We start from the raw sequence: 15,883 nt of genomic DNA on the forward strand, positions 1-15,883 counted from the left end.
ATCTTGAAATTTTGCGATTGATAAAATTTAATTTTTAGAATACTGTAATATTTAAAAAAGGAATCGCATGAATTCCTTTTTTGATTTCCCTATCTACAAAATTATCATCAATAAAATTATTTGTTTTTCATCTTGCTCAATGAAACGGCTTTGCGATCTTAAAAACAGTTTATTATTTAAAGGAGACTTTGCGCATCTTTGCGTGAAAATTTAATTCACGTATTAATTTCGTTTCATGAAATAATCATAATAAGAACAACTTCCCTGCAGCGATTTTGAAGTTTGCGTATGGTTGTAATTCTTTTTCAATTCTGTAAAATAAGTGCGGTACTTTTGGTTTTTAGCCAGATCCATTTGTTTCATATAGTCCGCTTGTTTTTTGTCATAATCAGGATCGCCATAATTTAGATCGAACGGAGCTTTCGTTTCATACTGATAATATCTTCCCTGTTCCGAACTCGCCATCTGGAAAAGAATTCTGGCTTTTTGTTCCTCATCTTTACTTTGATTCAATGCTTTTTGATAATAATTAATTGCCAGATCGAAATTGTCAGGTTCCACAAAGCTGTCATCGGCAAAGTTTTTATAATAGTATTTAAAAACGGGTTGGTCATTATTATAAAAATGATACTTTGGACCATTATCATTATTAATGTCCATGACAAAAACTTCCCGGAAATAACCCAGACTTGACGTGTTGTATAATAAATTCCCAATGAGCTGGTTGGCTTCTGCGGATTTTTCATCAGTTCCGAGTCCGATTTTCTTTAACTGAATTAATGCCTCTGCAAGTTCAACTTTGTTCATGCCATTTTTAATGAAAGGAAAACCGGTGAAATTTTCAGATTTCATACTTTCATTTTCAGGACTGTTGAAACTTTCCCAAACATTGTGGCCGAAAATTAAAGAAGAGATATTTTTAAATCCATTATAATTATTTCCGTACTTGGTTTTTGTAACCGTCGGCGTGTCCGATTCATTCCAGGAATATTCCTCTCTCGGAATTCCACCAAAATCAGTGGCCTTTTCGTAAAAGCCTTTTGCCTTTTCAAAATTCGCCAGACGCATTTCGCGGTCGCCATAAAGTACATTAAAGAACGCATCAATATTTCCGACATCATCAATGTTTTTGGAAATGATATTTTGTTCCAAAGTCGTCTTGTTCGGTTTACGGTAAAAGTCATCCACGCTTTTAATTAATTTCGAATTGGGATTATACTGTAAATCCGACAGCCTGTTGCTCATTAAAAAAGATTTTCCTTCTTCACCTTGTATGAAATAGCGGTTCGCCAAAATGTCCTGAATAAATTGCTGGGTTGAGGGTTGACTTTCGCCATTATACAAATGTCCACTGGTCAGCGGAAGATTCGCGAAAATTTCCGGATAGGTCTTTACTAAATAGTCTTCATACTCCGCCGTAATCTTTGGTTGCGAAACAGTATCGTTCAGCATTTTCATGCGGTTGATTTCAGTAATGTATTCCGGATTGGTGGTTTTTATTTGAGTTAACGTTTGCTTGCTTTTATCGTAGTCTTTTTTAAGAAAAGAAAGATAAGCATCTGCAATTTGCCAAAACTCATCATCAGATTTTTCTTTTATTTTTGAAGTTAACTTTTCGAAATCATCGATGAAGTTTTTTGGTGAATTTTCCGGTGGACCATAATTTTCATTTTTGGTATAGAACGGAAGCCGGTTCGGATTATTCAGTAAATTTTTATCACTTTCGTCAGTCGCTTTTTCTGGTGTCGTACCTTCTTCAGAACTAAATAAATGGATAAAGAAATTTTTAATTTTCTGCCAAAAACTGACTTCGCCTGAAGTTTCAGTTTTAGCTTTTGGAACTGTTGAGCTTTTACCAATTGAATTTACCGTTGAATTATCTTTATCATCATTATTAAAGTAAATAGGCAAATAACTTCTTTCAAGTTCATTGATACTTCGCGCTGCCAGAACTTTCAGGATTTCAGAATTTGGATCAATGTCATACATTTTTTCCATCATCGGAATCGGGTTGCTGAAATCTTGGTACGCCAAAAGAAAGTAAGCCATGTTTTTCTCTTCCTTACTTTGGGCTCTTTTCAAGATATTATCGAAAGAAGCAGAATCTGATAATTGCATCGACACAAAAGCACTTTCTTTTCGATTTTTACTTTTCATAAAAACCTGAAAGAAATTCCAGTTCGCTTCTTGAGACTTATTTAAACCTCGTTGTGCTCCGGCCAATTGATCCAGCGCCATGAAGTAAGGAGCAGATTTTAATTGTAGTGGTTCAACGTATTTTTTAAAAGCTTCAGTCGATTCTTCATAATGGCGGGTGTAATGATTAAAACGAACCAACTGATAGGCGTACCGCAATTTTATTTCAGGAATTTTCGCGGCATTATAAAGTGAAGTTAAAGCGGAAATCGTTTTCTCATAATCGAGTTGCGTGGCGTTCTCTGCATTTTTGTCACCATAGAAATAAAAGGAATCCGGACTTTCTACATAATTAATACGCATGTACGGTTCCAGATATTTCGCTTCAATTAAATAATCAATCGCTTCCTGGTATTTTTGATAAGAACCTAATTTCTTTAGAATTGAATTTCCGGCCAACCCTTTTTTGAAATCATTCAATTCCTTCATTGGCATTTTCTCTACCAAAATTTGAGTTTCCAGATAGGAAAGTGAATTGCCGAAGTACTTTTGCCAACTTTCTATATTCTCACTTGGAATCTCATAATGCTCATGACCGTAAAACCGATTCGACAAAGTATGTAGAAAAGGCAGGTAGGTTTTATCTTTAATGATAGTTTGGGTAAATAAGTTGAAATAGCCATTGTCGGGATCATACCAAGCGCAGGCTTCGGTTTTTGAATACATCAGAAAAAATAACGCGGTGGAAAGAATAATTTTTTTCATAACTAAAATTTGTGTTGATCGATAAACCTGCTGTCCAATTGATAATAGACTACCGAATAATTCGGAATTTTTTTGTTCAAATATTTTTTGACTTCATCTAACTGTTGTTCCGAAATTTCTTCAACCCTAATGGTAAATCCTTTATTCAGAAAATTTCCGAAATAGAAACCGTCTTTGAGAATTTCAACTTCAGTTTCGGATAATTTTTTAAAGTTAACATTTTTTAAATCCTCGGCAGATATGGCGTTGATTAACTTGTGTTTCCCAACATGATTGGTTACGATTCCCCAGGAATAAATTGGTAAGGCAATATCCATATCTAAAGGATAAAGGTCAACATTTTTCAGATAGTTTTTTAAAGTCGGAATATCCAAAATAGAATTACGGTCTGTGTTTTCCAAAGGCGAGGAAGTAGAGTAGCACATCAAATAAACTTTGTCCACAGGCGGAATTCCAGAGAGTTTGCTATTCTTCACTTGATGAAGTCGAAGTGTACAGGTAATCTCCTTTTTTGAAAGTTCTTTTAATTGATTAAGAAAGGCGAAATACTGCTTATTGGTTCCCGCCGTCCAGTCACAATCGATTTGAATTTCCTTTGATGTTTTAAAACCAAACTCTTTTTGTTTTTTTCGAATTAAAGAGGAAACATTTTCTGCCAGGAAGTTAATTTCGTCTAAAGTAATATCGTAGAAAATATCATTTTTAATGTAAACTACCGGAACGATTTGTTTATCGGTTTCAAAAGTGTCGTCTTTCGTAATCACCGCAACGGGCTGAAATTTTCCGTCTACTTTTTCAATATCAAAAAACCGAGTGTATATATAAGGACTTGTTGCTTTTTGCAAAGCAGTTTTTTCTGCAGGTTTTAAAGAAAGGTGAGTTCGCCAGTAATAAAATGTATAAGGCTTACTGCTCTCTTGTTTGCAAGAAGTCATCATTAAAATCGAAAAGAGGAAGAAGAATTTTTTCATTGTTTAAATTTATAAATATCTGTTTAATGATTGAGTGTCGTTTTTAAGAAAACTTAGTTAACATAATAAAATAACTCCATTTTTTTTAAATAATAAGTTGCGTAGTTTTAGTTTTAGTTTTAGTTTTAGATTCGCAATACATTAACCAATAAAAAGAATGTATTATGAAAAAATTAGTTTTATTACTAGCTTTAGGAGTTGCTGGAATGATGAGTGCGAATGCTTTGGAAGTATTTCCTAAAATTTCAATGATTGAATCAAATAATATTCAAAATTTGGATGTTTTAAACGTGGGAAGTTTTAAAAATTCCGAACAGTTAGAGGTTTTGGCTGCTTGTTATCCAGTAACATATTTATTGTCGTGCGGCAAAAGTATTCAAGATACACATTGTTCAGATTTTGATGCTATTGAATGTGATTTATCTGTAATTTGGGACTTGTGGAACACTGAACTTTGTTAATTATTATGAAAGAAAAAATATCGGGGTTATTTATTTTACTAAATTTAATCTGTTTTGGTCAGCAATCAAAACAGATTAATATTACCAATGTTGTTTGTAAATATAATGTTGAATTTTTAAAGGACACTTTGAATCTTGAAAGCAAAACGAGTGAGGTTATGGTTTTGCAAATAGGAGATCAGGTTTCGCTTTATAAAAGTCAGCAAAAAAGGGCAACAGATTCATTAAGGAATTTATCGCTTCAAAATAGTTTTGAAACAGCAAAGACAAGTGGTAGCTTGGTGGTTGATTTCTCTAAAATACCCAGTGTCAATTTAGTTCACGAGGTATACAAAGATCATCAAGAGGTACAGGTTTTTGATAAGATTTTAAAGGATCAGTTTGTTTATGCAGCTTATAATAAAATTGACTGGAAAGTTGGGAGAGCGAAAAAGCGAATTGGAGACTATGAATGCACAGAAGCGAAGGGGATTTATAATGGTCGTAATTATACCGCTTGGTTCACAAGCGAAATTCCTATTGCAGAAGGACCCTATACATTTAAAGGTTTGCCGGGTTTGATTCTTGAAGTCTATGATTCTGAAAAATATTTCTTTATTACATTGCTATCTATTCAAAACTTGACAGAAAAGATAAAGCCAATAGATCGGGTCATTAAAACGAATTATGCTGACTTTATTAAGAAGCGAAAACAAGTAGATGAAAATCCAGTAGCTGAATTTCAAAAAATTTCAAATACACCTTTAAGTAAAGAAATAAAAGATAAACTATCTGAAAATAGAAAAAAGAAGAATAATTATTTAGATTAAATTTCTAGTAATAGTTTTTGAAAAAAGATTCTCAATGTTTGAGGATCTTTTTTTATTGCAAGTCTCTTACATTCAAGCAAAAAAGTTAAAAATATTTTTAATCATTATTTGTCAATTCAAATATTCTTCATACATTTGCACTCTCAATTTAAGGAAGAAGTGCGCCTATTTCAAAAGTAGAAATCACCCAAACCTTGATTGACAAACAAGAATTTAATTAGATATATATAAACAATGTCAGGTATTATTGGTAAAAAGATCGGGATGACATCGCTGTTTGACGAAGCTGGGAAGAATATTCCTTGTACCGTTATTCAAGCAGGTCCATGCTCGGTTTTACAGGTCAGAACCGTTGAAAAGGATGGGTACAAAGCTGCTCAACTTGGTTTCGATGACAAGAGTGAAAAGAACGTTGGTAAAGCGTTAGCCGGCCACTTCAAAAAGGCAGGTTCAGCTCCAAAAGCTAAATTGGTGGAATTCTATCATGAATTCGTAGACACCTTAAGCGTAGGAGACGAAGTAAAAGTGAACTTATTTGCTCAAGGTGAATATGTTGACGTAACAGGAACTTCAAAAGGTAAAGGTTTCCAAGGGGTTGTGAAAAGACATAACTTTGCGGGGGTAATGCAAGCAACTCACGGACAGCACAACAGATTAAGAGCCCCGGGTTCAATCGGTGCAGGTTCAGATCCATCAAGAGTATTCAAAGGAATGCGTATGGCGGGGAGAATGGGTGGTAAGCAAGTTACCGTATCAAACCTAGAAGTGTTAAGAGTAGATGAAGAACAAAATCTTTTAGTAGTAAAAGGTGCTGTTCCGGGAGCGAAAAATTCTTATGTAATTATCAGAAAATGGAACTAGTAGTATTTAATACATCAGGAAAAGAAACCGGAAGAAGTGTAACTCTTGACGAAACTATCTTCGGAATTGAGCCAAACCAACACGCGGTTTACTTAGAGGTTAAGCAATATCTTGCAGCACAAAGACAAGGTACGCACAAATCAAAAGAAAGAAACGAAATCTCAGGATCAACTAAGAAACTTAAGAAACAAAAAGGTTCAGGTTCTGCAAGATACGGTAGTATCAAATCCCCAATCTTCAAAGGAGGAGGTAGAATTTTCGGTCCAAAACCAAGAGACTACAGATTCAAGTTGAATAAGGCTTTGAAAAGATTAGCTAAAAAATCTGTTCTTTCACAAAAAATGAGAGATAATTCAATTAAAGTATTAGAAGCTTTCAATTTTGATGCTCCTAAAACTAAAGAATTTATCACATTGAACAATGCGTTAGGATTTGAAGGTAAAAAATCTCTTTACATCTTACCAGAAGCGAACAAAAATGTTTATTTGTCTTCAAGAAACTTAGCGAAAGTTAAAGTTTTGACTTATAACGAAATCAGTTCTTACGATTTGGTACACGCAGGAGAGATCATATTCTTAGAAGGTGCAGTAGAAAAATTCCAAGAAAATTTAAGAAAATAAATCATGTCTATTATTATTAAACCAATCATCTCAGAAAAAGCAAACTATCTTACAGATTTGAGAGGACAATATTCTTTTTTAGTTAACCCTAAATCGAATAAAATCCAGATCAAAAAAGCGATAGAACTTGCTTACGGTGTAAAAGTAGCAGACATTAGTACAATGATTTATGCTCCTAAAGTTTCTTCGAAACACACCAAAAAAGGATTACAAGTTGGGAAAACCAGCAAATTGAAAAAAGCAGTTGTTGCTCTTGTAGAAGGAGAAGTAATTGACATTTTTGCAACCAACTAAATTAGCATAAGGGACAACCTTATGACAACAATAAAATTTTATTAATTATAAATAATTGTAATGTCTGTTAGAAAATTAAAACCTATCACCCCGGGACAGAGATTCAGAGTTGTTAACAACTTTGATGAAATTACTACCAACAAACCAGAGAAATCTCTAACAGTTGGTATTAGTAAGTCAGGTGGTCGTAACAATACTGGTAAAATGACCATGCGTTACACCGGAGGTGGACACAAACAAAAATACAGAATTATCGACTTCAAAAGAAACAAGTTTGATGTTGAAGCTACGGTAAAAACTGTTGAGTATGATCCAAACAGAACTGCTTTCATCGCTCTATTAGAATATGCAGACGGAGAGAAGAGATATATCATCGCTCCAACTGGTATCAAAGTAGATCAGAAAGTTATCTCCTCAGAAACCGCAGAACCAAATGTTGGTAATGCAATGAAGTTGAAAAATATTCCTTTAGGAACTGTTATTTCTTGTATCGAATTGAAGCCTGGTCAAGGTGGAATTATGGCAAGAAGTGCAGGATCATCGGCACAGTTAACTTCAAGAGATAAGAAATACGTTATCATTAAATTACCTTCAGGAGAATCTAGAATGGTTCTTGGTGAATGTATGGCAATGATTGGTGCAGTATCTAACCACGATCACATGCTTACCGTTTCTGGTAAAGCAGGTAGAAGCAGATGGTTGGGTAGAAGACCTAGAACAAGACCAGTAGTAATGAACCCTGTCGATCACCCAATGGGAGGTGGAGAAGGTAAGTCTTCTGGAGGTCACCCAAGATCAAGAAATGGTATGCCTTCTAAAGGTTACAAAACCAGAAAGAAAAACAAAGCATCTAACCGTCACATCATATCTAAAAGAAAATAATTATGTCAAGATCACTTAAAAAAGGACCTTTCATTCATCACACTTTAGATAAGAAGGTTCAGACAAATATAGAGGCTGGTAAGAAAACAGTAATCAAAACTTGGTCTAGAGCATCAATGATCTCTCCGGACTTCGTTGGACAAACCATCGCAGTACACAACGGGAAATCTTTTATCCCAGTTTATGTAACTGAAAACATGGTAGGTCATAAGTTAGGCGAATTTTCTCCGACAAGATCTTTTAGAGGTCACGGCGGTAACAAAAATAAAGGAGGTAGATAATCATGGGATCAAGAAAAAGAGAAAGTGCATTAGCACGTAAAATAGCAAACCAAGATGTAGCAAAAGCGTTACATAATGACTGCCCTTCTTCGCCAAGAAAAATGAGATTAGTAGTTGATATCATTAGAGGAGTAGAAGTAGATAAAGCGTTGAGTATCCTTAAATATTCCAAGAAAGATGCTTCTAACAAATTAGAGAAAGTACTTCTTTCTGCGATGGCTAACTGGCAATCAAAGAACGAAGGTGCTGATATCGAAGAAGCAAACTTAATCGTAAAAGAAATTATGGTTGACAGTGCAAGACAATTGAAGAGACTAAGACCAGCACCACAAGGTAGAGGTCATAGAATCAGAAAAAGATCAAACCACATCACTTTAATTTTAGGAACTAAAGATAATAAATAATCAAGGTATGGGACAGAAGACAAATCCAATTGGTAACAGATTAGGTATCATCAGAGGATGGGATTCAAACTGGTATGGTGGTAAAGATTATGGAGACAGAATCGCAGAAGACTACAAGATCAGAAGATACCTTGAGGCAAGATTATCTAAAGGTGGAATTTCAAAAATCTACATCGAGAGAACATTGAAATTAGTAACCATTACAATTACTACTGCTAGACCGGGATTAATTATCGGTAAAGGAGGACAGGAAGTTGATAAATTAAAAGAAGAATTAAAAAAATTGACGGATAAAGATATCCAGATCAATATCTTCGAAATCAAAAGACCTGAACTTGACGCAGTTTTAGTTGCTGACAGTATTGCAAAACAAATCGAAAATAGAATTTCTTACAGAAGAGCTGTGAAAATGGCAATTCAAAGTACCATGAGAATGGGAGCTGAAGGAATCAAAGTTCAGATTTCTGGTAGATTAAACGGAGCTGAGATGGCAAGAAGCGAAAACTTCAAAGAAGGAAGAATTCCATTGTCAACTTTTAGAGCAGATATCGATTACCATATCGGTGAAGCACTTACTCAGTACGGTAAACTAGGAGTGAAAGTTTGGATTATGAAAGGTGAAGTATACGGTAAACGTGACCTTAGCCCACTAGTAGGACAACAGAAAAAAGCACCTGCAGGAAGAGGAGATAGAAATGATAGAGGGGACAGAGGCGATAGAAGACCAAGAGATAGAAAATAATTAATGAAATTTTGGAGGATACTTTTTAAATGACCGTTACTTTTTTAAAATCTAAAATCTAAAATCTAAAATTCCTAGAAATTATGTTACAACCAAGAAGAACCAAATTCCGTAAAGTTCACAAGATGAAAATGAAGGGGATTGCCCAAAGAGGTAGTCAACTTGCATACGGAACTTTCGGGATCAAAGCTAACGAAGGAGCTTGGATCACTGCAAGACAAATTGAAGCGGCGCGTATTGCTGCAACAAGATATATGAAAAGAGAAGGTCAGTTATGGATCAAAGTATTTCCAGACAAGCCTATTACTAAAAAACCAGCCGAAGTAAGGATGGGGAAAGGTAAAGGTGCTGTGGAATATTGGGTATCTGTAGTGAAACCTGGTAAAATTATGTTTGAAGTAGGTGGTGTATCTTACGAAGTAGCGAAAGAAGCTCTTCGTTTAGCAGCACAAAAACTTCCTGTTACTACAAGATTTGTAGTTGCTAACGATTTTGTTCAACCTAATTAATTTATTTAAAATGAAAAAAGCTGACATCAAAAATCTAAGCGCAGGAGATATTCAAAACAAATTGGCTGAAGTAAAAGCAGATTTCAATAAAATGAAATTGTCTCACAGCATCAGCCCGATTGAAAATCCAATTCAAATTAAAGACATGAGAAGATTGATCGCTCGTCTGGAAACTGAATTAACACTAAAACAACAATCATAATTTTCCTTTTATCATGGATAGAAATTTAAGAAAAGAAAGAATCGGAATCGTTTCTAGCAATAAAATGGAAAAAACCATTGTTGTAAGTGAAACGACGAGAGTAAAGCACCCGATGTATGGTAAATTCGTTTTGAAAACGAAAAAATATACCGCTCATGATGAGAACAACGAGTGTACTGAAGGCGATACAGTATTAATTACTGAAACAAGACCTTTAAGTAAAAGTAAGAGATGGAGATTAGTAAGAATCATTGAAAAAGCTAAGTAATGTTACAAACCGAATCAAGATTAAAAGTTGCTGATAACACAGGTGCCAAAGAAGTACTAGTTATTAGAGTTCTAGGAGGAACTAGAAGAAGATATGCTTCAGTTGGTGATAAAGTAGTAGTTACTATCAAAGATTCTTCACCACAAGGAACTGCAAAAAAAGGAACTATTTCTAAAGCAGTAGTTGTAAGAACTAAAAAAGCAGTAAGAAGAAAAGATGGATCATACATCAAATTTGACGACAACGCTTGTGTTCTTTTGAATGCTACTGGTGAAATGAGAGGAACCAGAGTTTTCGGTCCAGTGGCTCGTGAACTAAGAGACAAAGAATATATGAAAGTCATTTCATTAGCTCCAGAAGTACTTTAATTTTAAAATTTACAAAAAATGACAAAGTTAAAAATCAAAAGAGGAGATAACGTAATCATCACTACCGGAAAGAAAGAAATTAAAGGTAAAAAAGGTGAGGTTATTGAAGTGATCAGAAAAGAAGGCAAAGACGCTAGAGTAATTATTGCAGGTTTAAATATTGTTAAAAAACATACTAAACCATCTGCAGGAAATCCACAAGGCGGAATTGTAGAAAAAGAAGCATCAATCCATATTTCAAACGTTATGCTTATCGACAAAAACGGTAAAGCTACTAAAACAGGAAGTAAGGTAGAGGGTGATAAAAAAGTGAGAGTTGCTAAATCAACCGGTGAAACTTTATAATTAAACGACGATGGAATATATAGCAAGACCAAAACAAATATATAAAGAGAAAATTGTTCCTACAATGATGGAAGAATTTGGGTACAAATCTGTTATGCAGGTTCCTAAATTACTTAAAATCGTTGTGTCACAAGGTTTGGGTGCAGCAACAGCTGACAAGAAAATTGTTGATTACGGAATTGAAGAACTTACAGCAATCACCGGTCAAAAAGCAGTTGGAACTCTTTCTAAGAAAGATGAAGCAGCTTTTAAATTAAGAAAAGGAATGCCTGTAGGAGCTAGAGTTACTTTAAGAGCAAATCAAATGTATGAGTTCTTAGACCGATTAACTTCTTCAGCTTTGCCACGTATCCGTGATTTTAACGGTATTAAAGCAGACGGTTTTGACGGAAGAGGAAATTACAACTTAGGGATTACTGAGCAAATCATCTTCCCAGAGATTGCAATTGACAAAGTGAAAAAAATCCAAGGGATGGACATTACTTTCGTAACTTCGGCAAAAACTGACAAAGAAGCTAAATCACTATTAACGCATTTCGGTATGCCTTTCAAAAAGAACTAAGATGGCTAAAGAATCAATGAAAGCGCGTGAGCGCAAAAGAGAAGCTACGGTAGCAAAATACGCAGAGAAAAGAAAAGCTTTGAAAGAAGCTGGAGACTATGCAGGTTTGCAATTACTTCCGAAAGATGCTTCACCAGTAAGACTACACAACAGATGTAAATTAACAGGAAGACCAAGAGGTTACATGAGAACATTCGGTCTTTCTAGAGTAACTTTCAGAGAAATGGCCAATAAAGGTCTTATCCCGGGAGTGAAAAAAGCTAGTTGGTAATAAATTTAGAACAATCGAGATGATCAAGTTGGTTTTTTAGATTTAAGATAATAGATAAATAGATAATAGATTTAACGATCTATTATCTATCATCTAAAAGTCTATCATCTATTCTCTCAAAACTGCTCATCACAAACCAATAATTTAAAATAGAAAAATGGTAACAGATCCAATTTCAGATTTCCTAACCAGAGTAAGGAACGCACAAAGCGCAGGCCACAAAGTGGTGGATATTCCTGCATCGAAAATTAAAAAGGAGATTACAAAAATTTTGTTTGATCAAGGTTATATTTTGAACTACAAGTTCGAAGATAACGCTGTTCAAGGAAACATCAAAATCGCTTTAAAGTACGACAAAACAACCAACAAACCAATCATCAAAAGCATCCAGAGAGCTTCAAGACCAGGTTTGAGACAATACAAAGGATCAGGTGAACTACCAAGAGTATTGAACGGTTTGGGTATTGCAATTATCTCAACTTCAAGAGGAGTGATGACAGATAAAAAAGCACGTCAGGAAAAAGTTGGTGGAGAAGTAATCTGCTATGTTTATTAATAAATAATCAAAGGAAAATGTCAAGAATTGGTAAATCAATTATAGAAATTCCCGCTAATGTTACCGTAACCGAGAAAGACGGATTGGTAACTGTGAAAGGACCGAAAGGAGAACTTACACAGCAATTAGAAGAAGGAATCACTCTAAAGCAAGAAGACGGGATTCTAACTTTAGACCGTCCGTCGGAATCAAAATCACACAAAGCATTACACGGTCTTTACAGAGCGTTAATCAATAACATGGTTCTAGGTACTTCCGAAGGTTGGACAAAAAAACTAGAATTAGTAGGGGTAGGATACAGAGCATCTAATCAAGGAAACAGATTAGACTTAGCTTTAGGATTCTCTCACGGTATTGTAATGGATCTTCCTAAAGAAATCGTGTTAGAAACATTATCTGAAAAAGGTAAAAACCCAATCATTACTTTAACATCTTTCGACAAACAATTATTAGGAATGGTAGCTGCAAAGATTAGATCTTTCAGAAAACCAGAACCATATAAAGGAAAAGGAGTTAGATTCGTTGGAGAAATTGTAAGACGTAAAGCTGGTAAATCTGCTTAATTTTAAAACTTAAGAACATGGCACTAAGCAAAGTACAAAAAAGAAATAGAATTAAAAGAAGAGTAAGAGGAAAAATCTCTGGCTCTGCTGAATTACCAAGATTATCTGTTTATAAAAGCAATAAAGAAATTTACGCTCAATTGATCGACGATAAAGATGGTAAAACTTTAGCTTCAGCTTCATCAAGAGCGCTGAATGCAAAAGGAAACAAAGTAGAAATCTCTGCAGAAGTTGGTAAAGCAATCGCTGAAAAAGCTAAAGCTGTAGGAATTGAAAAAATAGTGTTCGACAGAAACGGATTCGTATACCATGGTAGAGTGAAAGCTTTAGCTGACGGTGCGAGAGAAGGCGGACTAAAATTCTAATCATTAAATTTCGGAAATATGTTAGGACTAGATAATATAGAAAAAATAAAACCGGGAGGATTAGAACTTAAAGATCGTCTCGTTTCAGTAAACAGAGTTACGAAAGTAACTAAAGGAGGTAGAGCTTTCGGATTTTCTGCAATCGTGGTTGTAGGAGACGAAGCTGGAACAGTAGGATTTGGTTTAGGAAAATCTAAAGAAGTAGCTTCAGCTATTGCAAAAGCAGTAGAAGATGCTAAGAAAAATTTAGTGAAAATTCCTATGAAAGAACATACTATCCCTCACCAAACATCTGCAAGATACGGCGGTGCTGATATCTTCTTAAGACCTGCAACTCATGGTACTGGTGTAATAGCTGGTGGTACAGTTCGTATGGTATTAGAATCTTGTGGTATTAAAGACATTCTGTCTAAATCTAAAGGATCATCTAACCCACATAACGTTGTGAAAGCTACTTTCAAAGCATTATTGGATATTAGAAAACCAGAAGAAATCGCAAGACTTAGAGGTATTTCATTAGATAAAGTGTTTAACGGTTAATATTTAAGCAATGGCAAAAATTCAAATCAAACAAGTAAGAAGCGCTATTGGTAGAACCAAAACTCAAAAGAGAACGCTTGAAGCATTAGGATTGAAAAAACTTCACCAAGTGGTAGAACATGACGATACTCCTGCAATTTTAGGAATGGTAGCGGCAGTTGGTCACTTATTAGAAGTAAAAAAATAGAAAATTGACAAAGAGACAAAGAGACTTGATTATGATAGTCTCTTATCTCTAATCTTTAAATCTCAAATCTAAAAATAATGAATTTAAATAATATTAGACCTGCAGCAGGTTCTACTCACAGTACTAAAAGAATCGGTAGAGGACAAGGTAGTGGTAAAGGGGGAACAGCTGGGAAAGGTCACAATGGACAGCAAGCAAGAGCTGGTTATTCTCAGAAAATTGGTTTCGAAGGTGGACAGATGCCTTTGCAAAGAAGATTACCGAAATTCGGTTTCAACAACATCAATAGAAAAGAGTATAGAGGAATTAATGTTGATACGCTTCAACTTTTAGCTGATAGCCAAAATATCACTGAAATTACTCAAGAGGTTTTAGTAGCAAATGGTTTAGCTAAGAAAAGCGAAATCGTGAAAATTATGGGTAGAGGAGAATTGAAAGCTGGTATTTCAGTTTCTGCACACAAATTCACTAAATCTGCAGAAGAAGCAATTGCTAAAGCTGGAGGTAAAGCAATTACTCTTTAATATTTACAATGAAAGAATTTATACAAACACTAAAAAACATTTGGAGTCTTAAGGAACTTAGAGAGAAAATCATGTTCACTCTTGGGATTGTTCTAGTGTATAGATTCGCATCTTATATTTCCTTACCAGCCATTAACATGGCAGAGGTAGGGAATCTTTTGGATATTTATAAGAACCAAGGAGGCAACAAGCAAGGAGCAGGACTTCTTGGCTTGCTTTCTTCGTTTACAGGAGGGGCATTTAGCCGGGCGTCAATTATGGCACTCGGAATTATGCCTTATATTTCTGCTTCCATTATTGTGCAGTTAATGGGTATGGCAATTCCATACCTTCAGAAATTGCAGAAAGATGGTGAAAGTGGTAGAAATACCTTGAACCAAATTACAAGATGGTTAACTATTGCAGTTTGTTTGGTACAGGCACCTTCTTACCTTACTTCAATCACACAAATGTTCTTGCCACACGCACAGTTTGCTTCTGCCTACTATGTGAATCCGCAGTCCATTATGTTTTGGTTGCCAAGTATCGTAATTTTGGTTGCTGGTTCTGTATTCGCAATGTGGTTAGGAGAAAAGATTACTGATAAAGGAATCGGAAACGGAATATCTATCCTTATTATGGTTGGTATTCTTGCTGATTTCCCAGGAGCTTTCATTCAGGAAATTGCAACTCAAACAGGTAAAGGTGGTTTTGGTACCATTATGATCCTTATTGAAGTGCTGTTCTGGATGTTGGTTGTTCTATTAGCAATCGTTCTTTCTGTCGCCGTGCGAAAAATTCCTATTCAGTATGTAAGTAGAGCCCAGGCAAGAGGCGGAGTAAACAGAAATTTAATGGAAGGTGCAAGACAATGGATTCCTCTAAAAGTGAATGCTTCTGGAGTTATGCCAATCATCTTCGCCCAAGCTTTAATGTTTGTTCCGGGATTATTAACGAAAGTTGATGAATCGAATACTTTCTTAGCTGGATTCAAAAATGTATTTAGTTGGCAGTACAATGTATTGTTTGCTTTGTTAATTATCATCTTCTCATTTTTCTATACTGCGATTACAATTCCAGTTAATCAAATGGCTGATGATTTAAAAAGAAATGGAGGGTTAATTCCTAAGGTAAGACCTGGGAAAGAAACCGCTGATTATCTGGATGATATTTTGTCAAAAATAACTTTGCCAGGTTCCATCTTTTTAGCTATCTTTGCAATCCTTCCAGCACTTGTGCATGGAGCGTTTGTTCAGACCGACCGTTTTGCCCTGTTTTTCGGGGGAACATCACTGTTAATTATGGTCGGAGTAATCTTAGATACTGTACAACAAATCAATACGTATTTGTTGAATCATCATTATGATGGCTTAATGCAGTCTAAATTATCTAGAACGAACAATAATTTGTAATTAGAT

General features: G+C 35.0%; 25 protein-coding genes. 23 read left to right on the forward strand and 2 right to left on the reverse strand.

Annotation, left to right across the window (positions count from 1 at the left end; all coding sequences use genetic code 11):
* Nucleotides 1-222: 222 nt before the first annotated feature.
* Together Q73A0000_RS14390 and Q73A0000_RS14395 are read right to left on the reverse strand one after the other, a co-directional pair.
* Nucleotides 223-2,901 (reverse strand): hypothetical protein, encoded by a 2,679-nt coding sequence (locus Q73A0000_RS14390; protein ID WP_193811622.1) that lies wholly within the window; start codon nucleotides 2,899-2,901, stop codon nucleotides 223-225.
* 2 nt (nucleotides 2,902-2,903) lie between these two features.
* A complete protein-coding gene (locus tag Q73A0000_RS14395) occupies nucleotides 2,904-3,872 on the reverse strand; it encodes a hypothetical protein (RefSeq protein ID WP_193811623.1) in 969 nt (322 codons plus the stop codon).
* 164 nt (nucleotides 3,873-4,036) lie between these two features.
* On the opposite strand from Q73A0000_RS14395, the gene Q73A0000_RS14400 reads away from it, so the two are divergent.
* The 23 genes from Q73A0000_RS14400 to secY all read left to right on the forward strand — a co-directional run bounded on the left by Q73A0000_RS14400 (nucleotide 4,037) and on the right by secY (nucleotide 15,877).
* Nucleotides 4,037-4,333 (forward strand): hypothetical protein, encoded by a 297-nt coding sequence (locus Q73A0000_RS14400; protein ID WP_193811624.1) that lies wholly within the window; start codon nucleotides 4,037-4,039, stop codon nucleotides 4,331-4,333.
* A gap of 5 nt (nucleotides 4,334-4,338) precedes the next feature.
* A complete protein-coding gene (locus Q73A0000_RS14405; protein WP_193811625.1) occupies nucleotides 4,339-5,142 on the forward strand; it encodes a GLPGLI family protein in 804 nt (267 codons plus the stop codon).
* A gap of 234 nt (nucleotides 5,143-5,376) precedes the next feature.
* Nucleotides 5,377-6,003: a 50S ribosomal protein L3 gene (rplC, locus tag Q73A0000_RS14410; protein WP_193811626.1), complete on the forward strand. Its 627-nt coding sequence runs from the start codon at nucleotides 5,377-5,379 to the stop codon at nucleotides 6,001-6,003.
* Nucleotides 5,994-6,623: a 50S ribosomal protein L4 gene (gene rplD / locus Q73A0000_RS14415; protein WP_193811627.1), complete on the forward strand. Its 630-nt coding sequence runs from the start codon at nucleotides 5,994-5,996 to the stop codon at nucleotides 6,621-6,623. The genes rplC and rplD overlap by 10 nt, the downstream gene beginning before the upstream one ends.
* 3 nt (nucleotides 6,624-6,626) lie before the next feature.
* Nucleotides 6,627-6,917 (forward strand): 50S ribosomal protein L23, encoded by a 291-nt coding sequence (rplW, locus tag Q73A0000_RS14420; protein ID WP_193811628.1) that lies wholly within the window; start codon nucleotides 6,627-6,629, stop codon nucleotides 6,915-6,917.
* Between the two features lie 60 nt (nucleotides 6,918-6,977).
* Entirely contained in the window at nucleotides 6,978-7,799 is an 822-nt protein-coding gene (gene rplB / locus Q73A0000_RS14425; protein ID WP_193811629.1) for a 50S ribosomal protein L2, read from the forward strand.
* Nucleotides 7,800-7,801: 2 nt separating this feature from the next.
* On the forward strand, nucleotides 7,802-8,080 hold the full coding sequence (rpsS, locus tag Q73A0000_RS14430; RefSeq protein ID WP_034718690.1) for a 30S ribosomal protein S19: 279 nt from the start codon (nucleotides 7,802-7,804) through the stop codon (nucleotides 8,078-8,080).
* 2 nt (nucleotides 8,081-8,082) lie between these two features.
* Entirely contained in the window at nucleotides 8,083-8,484 is a 402-nt protein-coding gene (gene rplV, locus Q73A0000_RS14435; RefSeq protein WP_193811630.1) for a 50S ribosomal protein L22, read from the forward strand.
* A gap of 7 nt (nucleotides 8,485-8,491) precedes the next feature.
* Entirely contained in the window at nucleotides 8,492-9,226 is a 735-nt protein-coding gene (rpsC, locus tag Q73A0000_RS14440) for a 30S ribosomal protein S3 (protein WP_193811631.1), read from the forward strand.
* Nucleotides 9,227-9,309: 83 nt separating this feature from the next.
* Entirely contained in the window at nucleotides 9,310-9,735 is a 426-nt protein-coding gene (gene rplP, locus Q73A0000_RS14445; protein WP_193811632.1) for a 50S ribosomal protein L16, read from the forward strand.
* A 10-nt stretch (nucleotides 9,736-9,745) separates the two neighbouring features.
* Nucleotides 9,746-9,937, forward strand: a complete 192-nt coding sequence (rpmC, locus tag Q73A0000_RS14450; RefSeq protein WP_193811633.1) for a 50S ribosomal protein L29 — start codon at nucleotides 9,746-9,748, stop codon at nucleotides 9,935-9,937.
* A 10-nt stretch (nucleotides 9,938-9,947) separates the two neighbouring features.
* On the forward strand, nucleotides 9,948-10,205 hold the full coding sequence (rpsQ, locus tag Q73A0000_RS14455) for a 30S ribosomal protein S17 (protein ID WP_088263399.1): 258 nt from the start codon (nucleotides 9,948-9,950) through the stop codon (nucleotides 10,203-10,205).
* Nucleotides 10,205-10,573: a 50S ribosomal protein L14 gene (gene rplN, locus Q73A0000_RS14460; protein ID WP_193811634.1), complete on the forward strand. Its 369-nt coding sequence runs from the start codon at nucleotides 10,205-10,207 to the stop codon at nucleotides 10,571-10,573. The genes rpsQ and rplN overlap by 1 nt, the downstream gene beginning before the upstream one ends.
* An 18-nt stretch (nucleotides 10,574-10,591) precedes the next feature.
* Complete coding sequence (rplX, locus tag Q73A0000_RS14465) at nucleotides 10,592-10,918, forward strand: 50S ribosomal protein L24 (protein ID WP_193811635.1); 327 nt, start codon at nucleotides 10,592-10,594, stop codon at nucleotides 10,916-10,918.
* 10 nt (nucleotides 10,919-10,928) lie between these two features.
* Nucleotides 10,929-11,480, forward strand: a complete 552-nt coding sequence (gene rplE, locus Q73A0000_RS14470; protein WP_193811636.1) for a 50S ribosomal protein L5 — start codon at nucleotides 10,929-10,931, stop codon at nucleotides 11,478-11,480.
* 1 nt (nucleotide 11,481) lies between these two features.
* Nucleotides 11,482-11,751, forward strand: a complete 270-nt coding sequence (gene rpsN / locus Q73A0000_RS14475) for a 30S ribosomal protein S14 (protein ID WP_039341538.1) — start codon at nucleotides 11,482-11,484, stop codon at nucleotides 11,749-11,751.
* A 157-nt stretch (nucleotides 11,752-11,908) separates the two neighbouring features.
* Entirely contained in the window at nucleotides 11,909-12,307 is a 399-nt protein-coding gene (rpsH, locus tag Q73A0000_RS14480) for a 30S ribosomal protein S8 (RefSeq protein WP_133439503.1), read from the forward strand.
* Nucleotides 12,308-12,324: 17 nt separating this feature from the next.
* Nucleotides 12,325-12,870, forward strand: a complete 546-nt coding sequence (gene rplF, locus Q73A0000_RS14485) for a 50S ribosomal protein L6 (RefSeq protein ID WP_193811637.1) — start codon at nucleotides 12,325-12,327, stop codon at nucleotides 12,868-12,870.
* 17 nt (nucleotides 12,871-12,887) lie between these two features.
* On the forward strand, nucleotides 12,888-13,235 hold the full coding sequence (gene rplR, locus Q73A0000_RS14490) for a 50S ribosomal protein L18 (protein ID WP_193811638.1): 348 nt from the start codon (nucleotides 12,888-12,890) through the stop codon (nucleotides 13,233-13,235).
* A gap of 18 nt (nucleotides 13,236-13,253) precedes the next feature.
* Nucleotides 13,254-13,775 (forward strand): 30S ribosomal protein S5, encoded by a 522-nt coding sequence (rpsE, locus tag Q73A0000_RS14495; RefSeq protein WP_193811639.1) that lies wholly within the window; start codon nucleotides 13,254-13,256, stop codon nucleotides 13,773-13,775.
* A 10-nt stretch (nucleotides 13,776-13,785) separates the two neighbouring features.
* Nucleotides 13,786-13,962 (forward strand): 50S ribosomal protein L30, encoded by a 177-nt coding sequence (gene rpmD, locus Q73A0000_RS14500; protein WP_193811640.1) that lies wholly within the window; start codon nucleotides 13,786-13,788, stop codon nucleotides 13,960-13,962.
* 77 nt (nucleotides 13,963-14,039) lie between these two features.
* Nucleotides 14,040-14,486, forward strand: a complete 447-nt coding sequence (gene rplO, locus Q73A0000_RS14505; RefSeq protein WP_193811641.1) for a 50S ribosomal protein L15 — start codon at nucleotides 14,040-14,042, stop codon at nucleotides 14,484-14,486.
* 8 nt (nucleotides 14,487-14,494) lie between these two features.
* Entirely contained in the window at nucleotides 14,495-15,877 is a 1,383-nt protein-coding gene (gene secY, locus Q73A0000_RS14510; RefSeq protein WP_193811642.1) for a preprotein translocase subunit SecY, read from the forward strand.
* Nucleotides 15,878-15,883 lie beyond the last annotated feature (6 nt).

Origin of the sequence: Kaistella flava (ex Peng et al. 2021), from assembly GCF_015191005.1 — a bacterium.
GTDB lineage: Bacteria > Bacteroidota > Bacteroidia > Flavobacteriales > Weeksellaceae > Kaistella > Kaistella flava.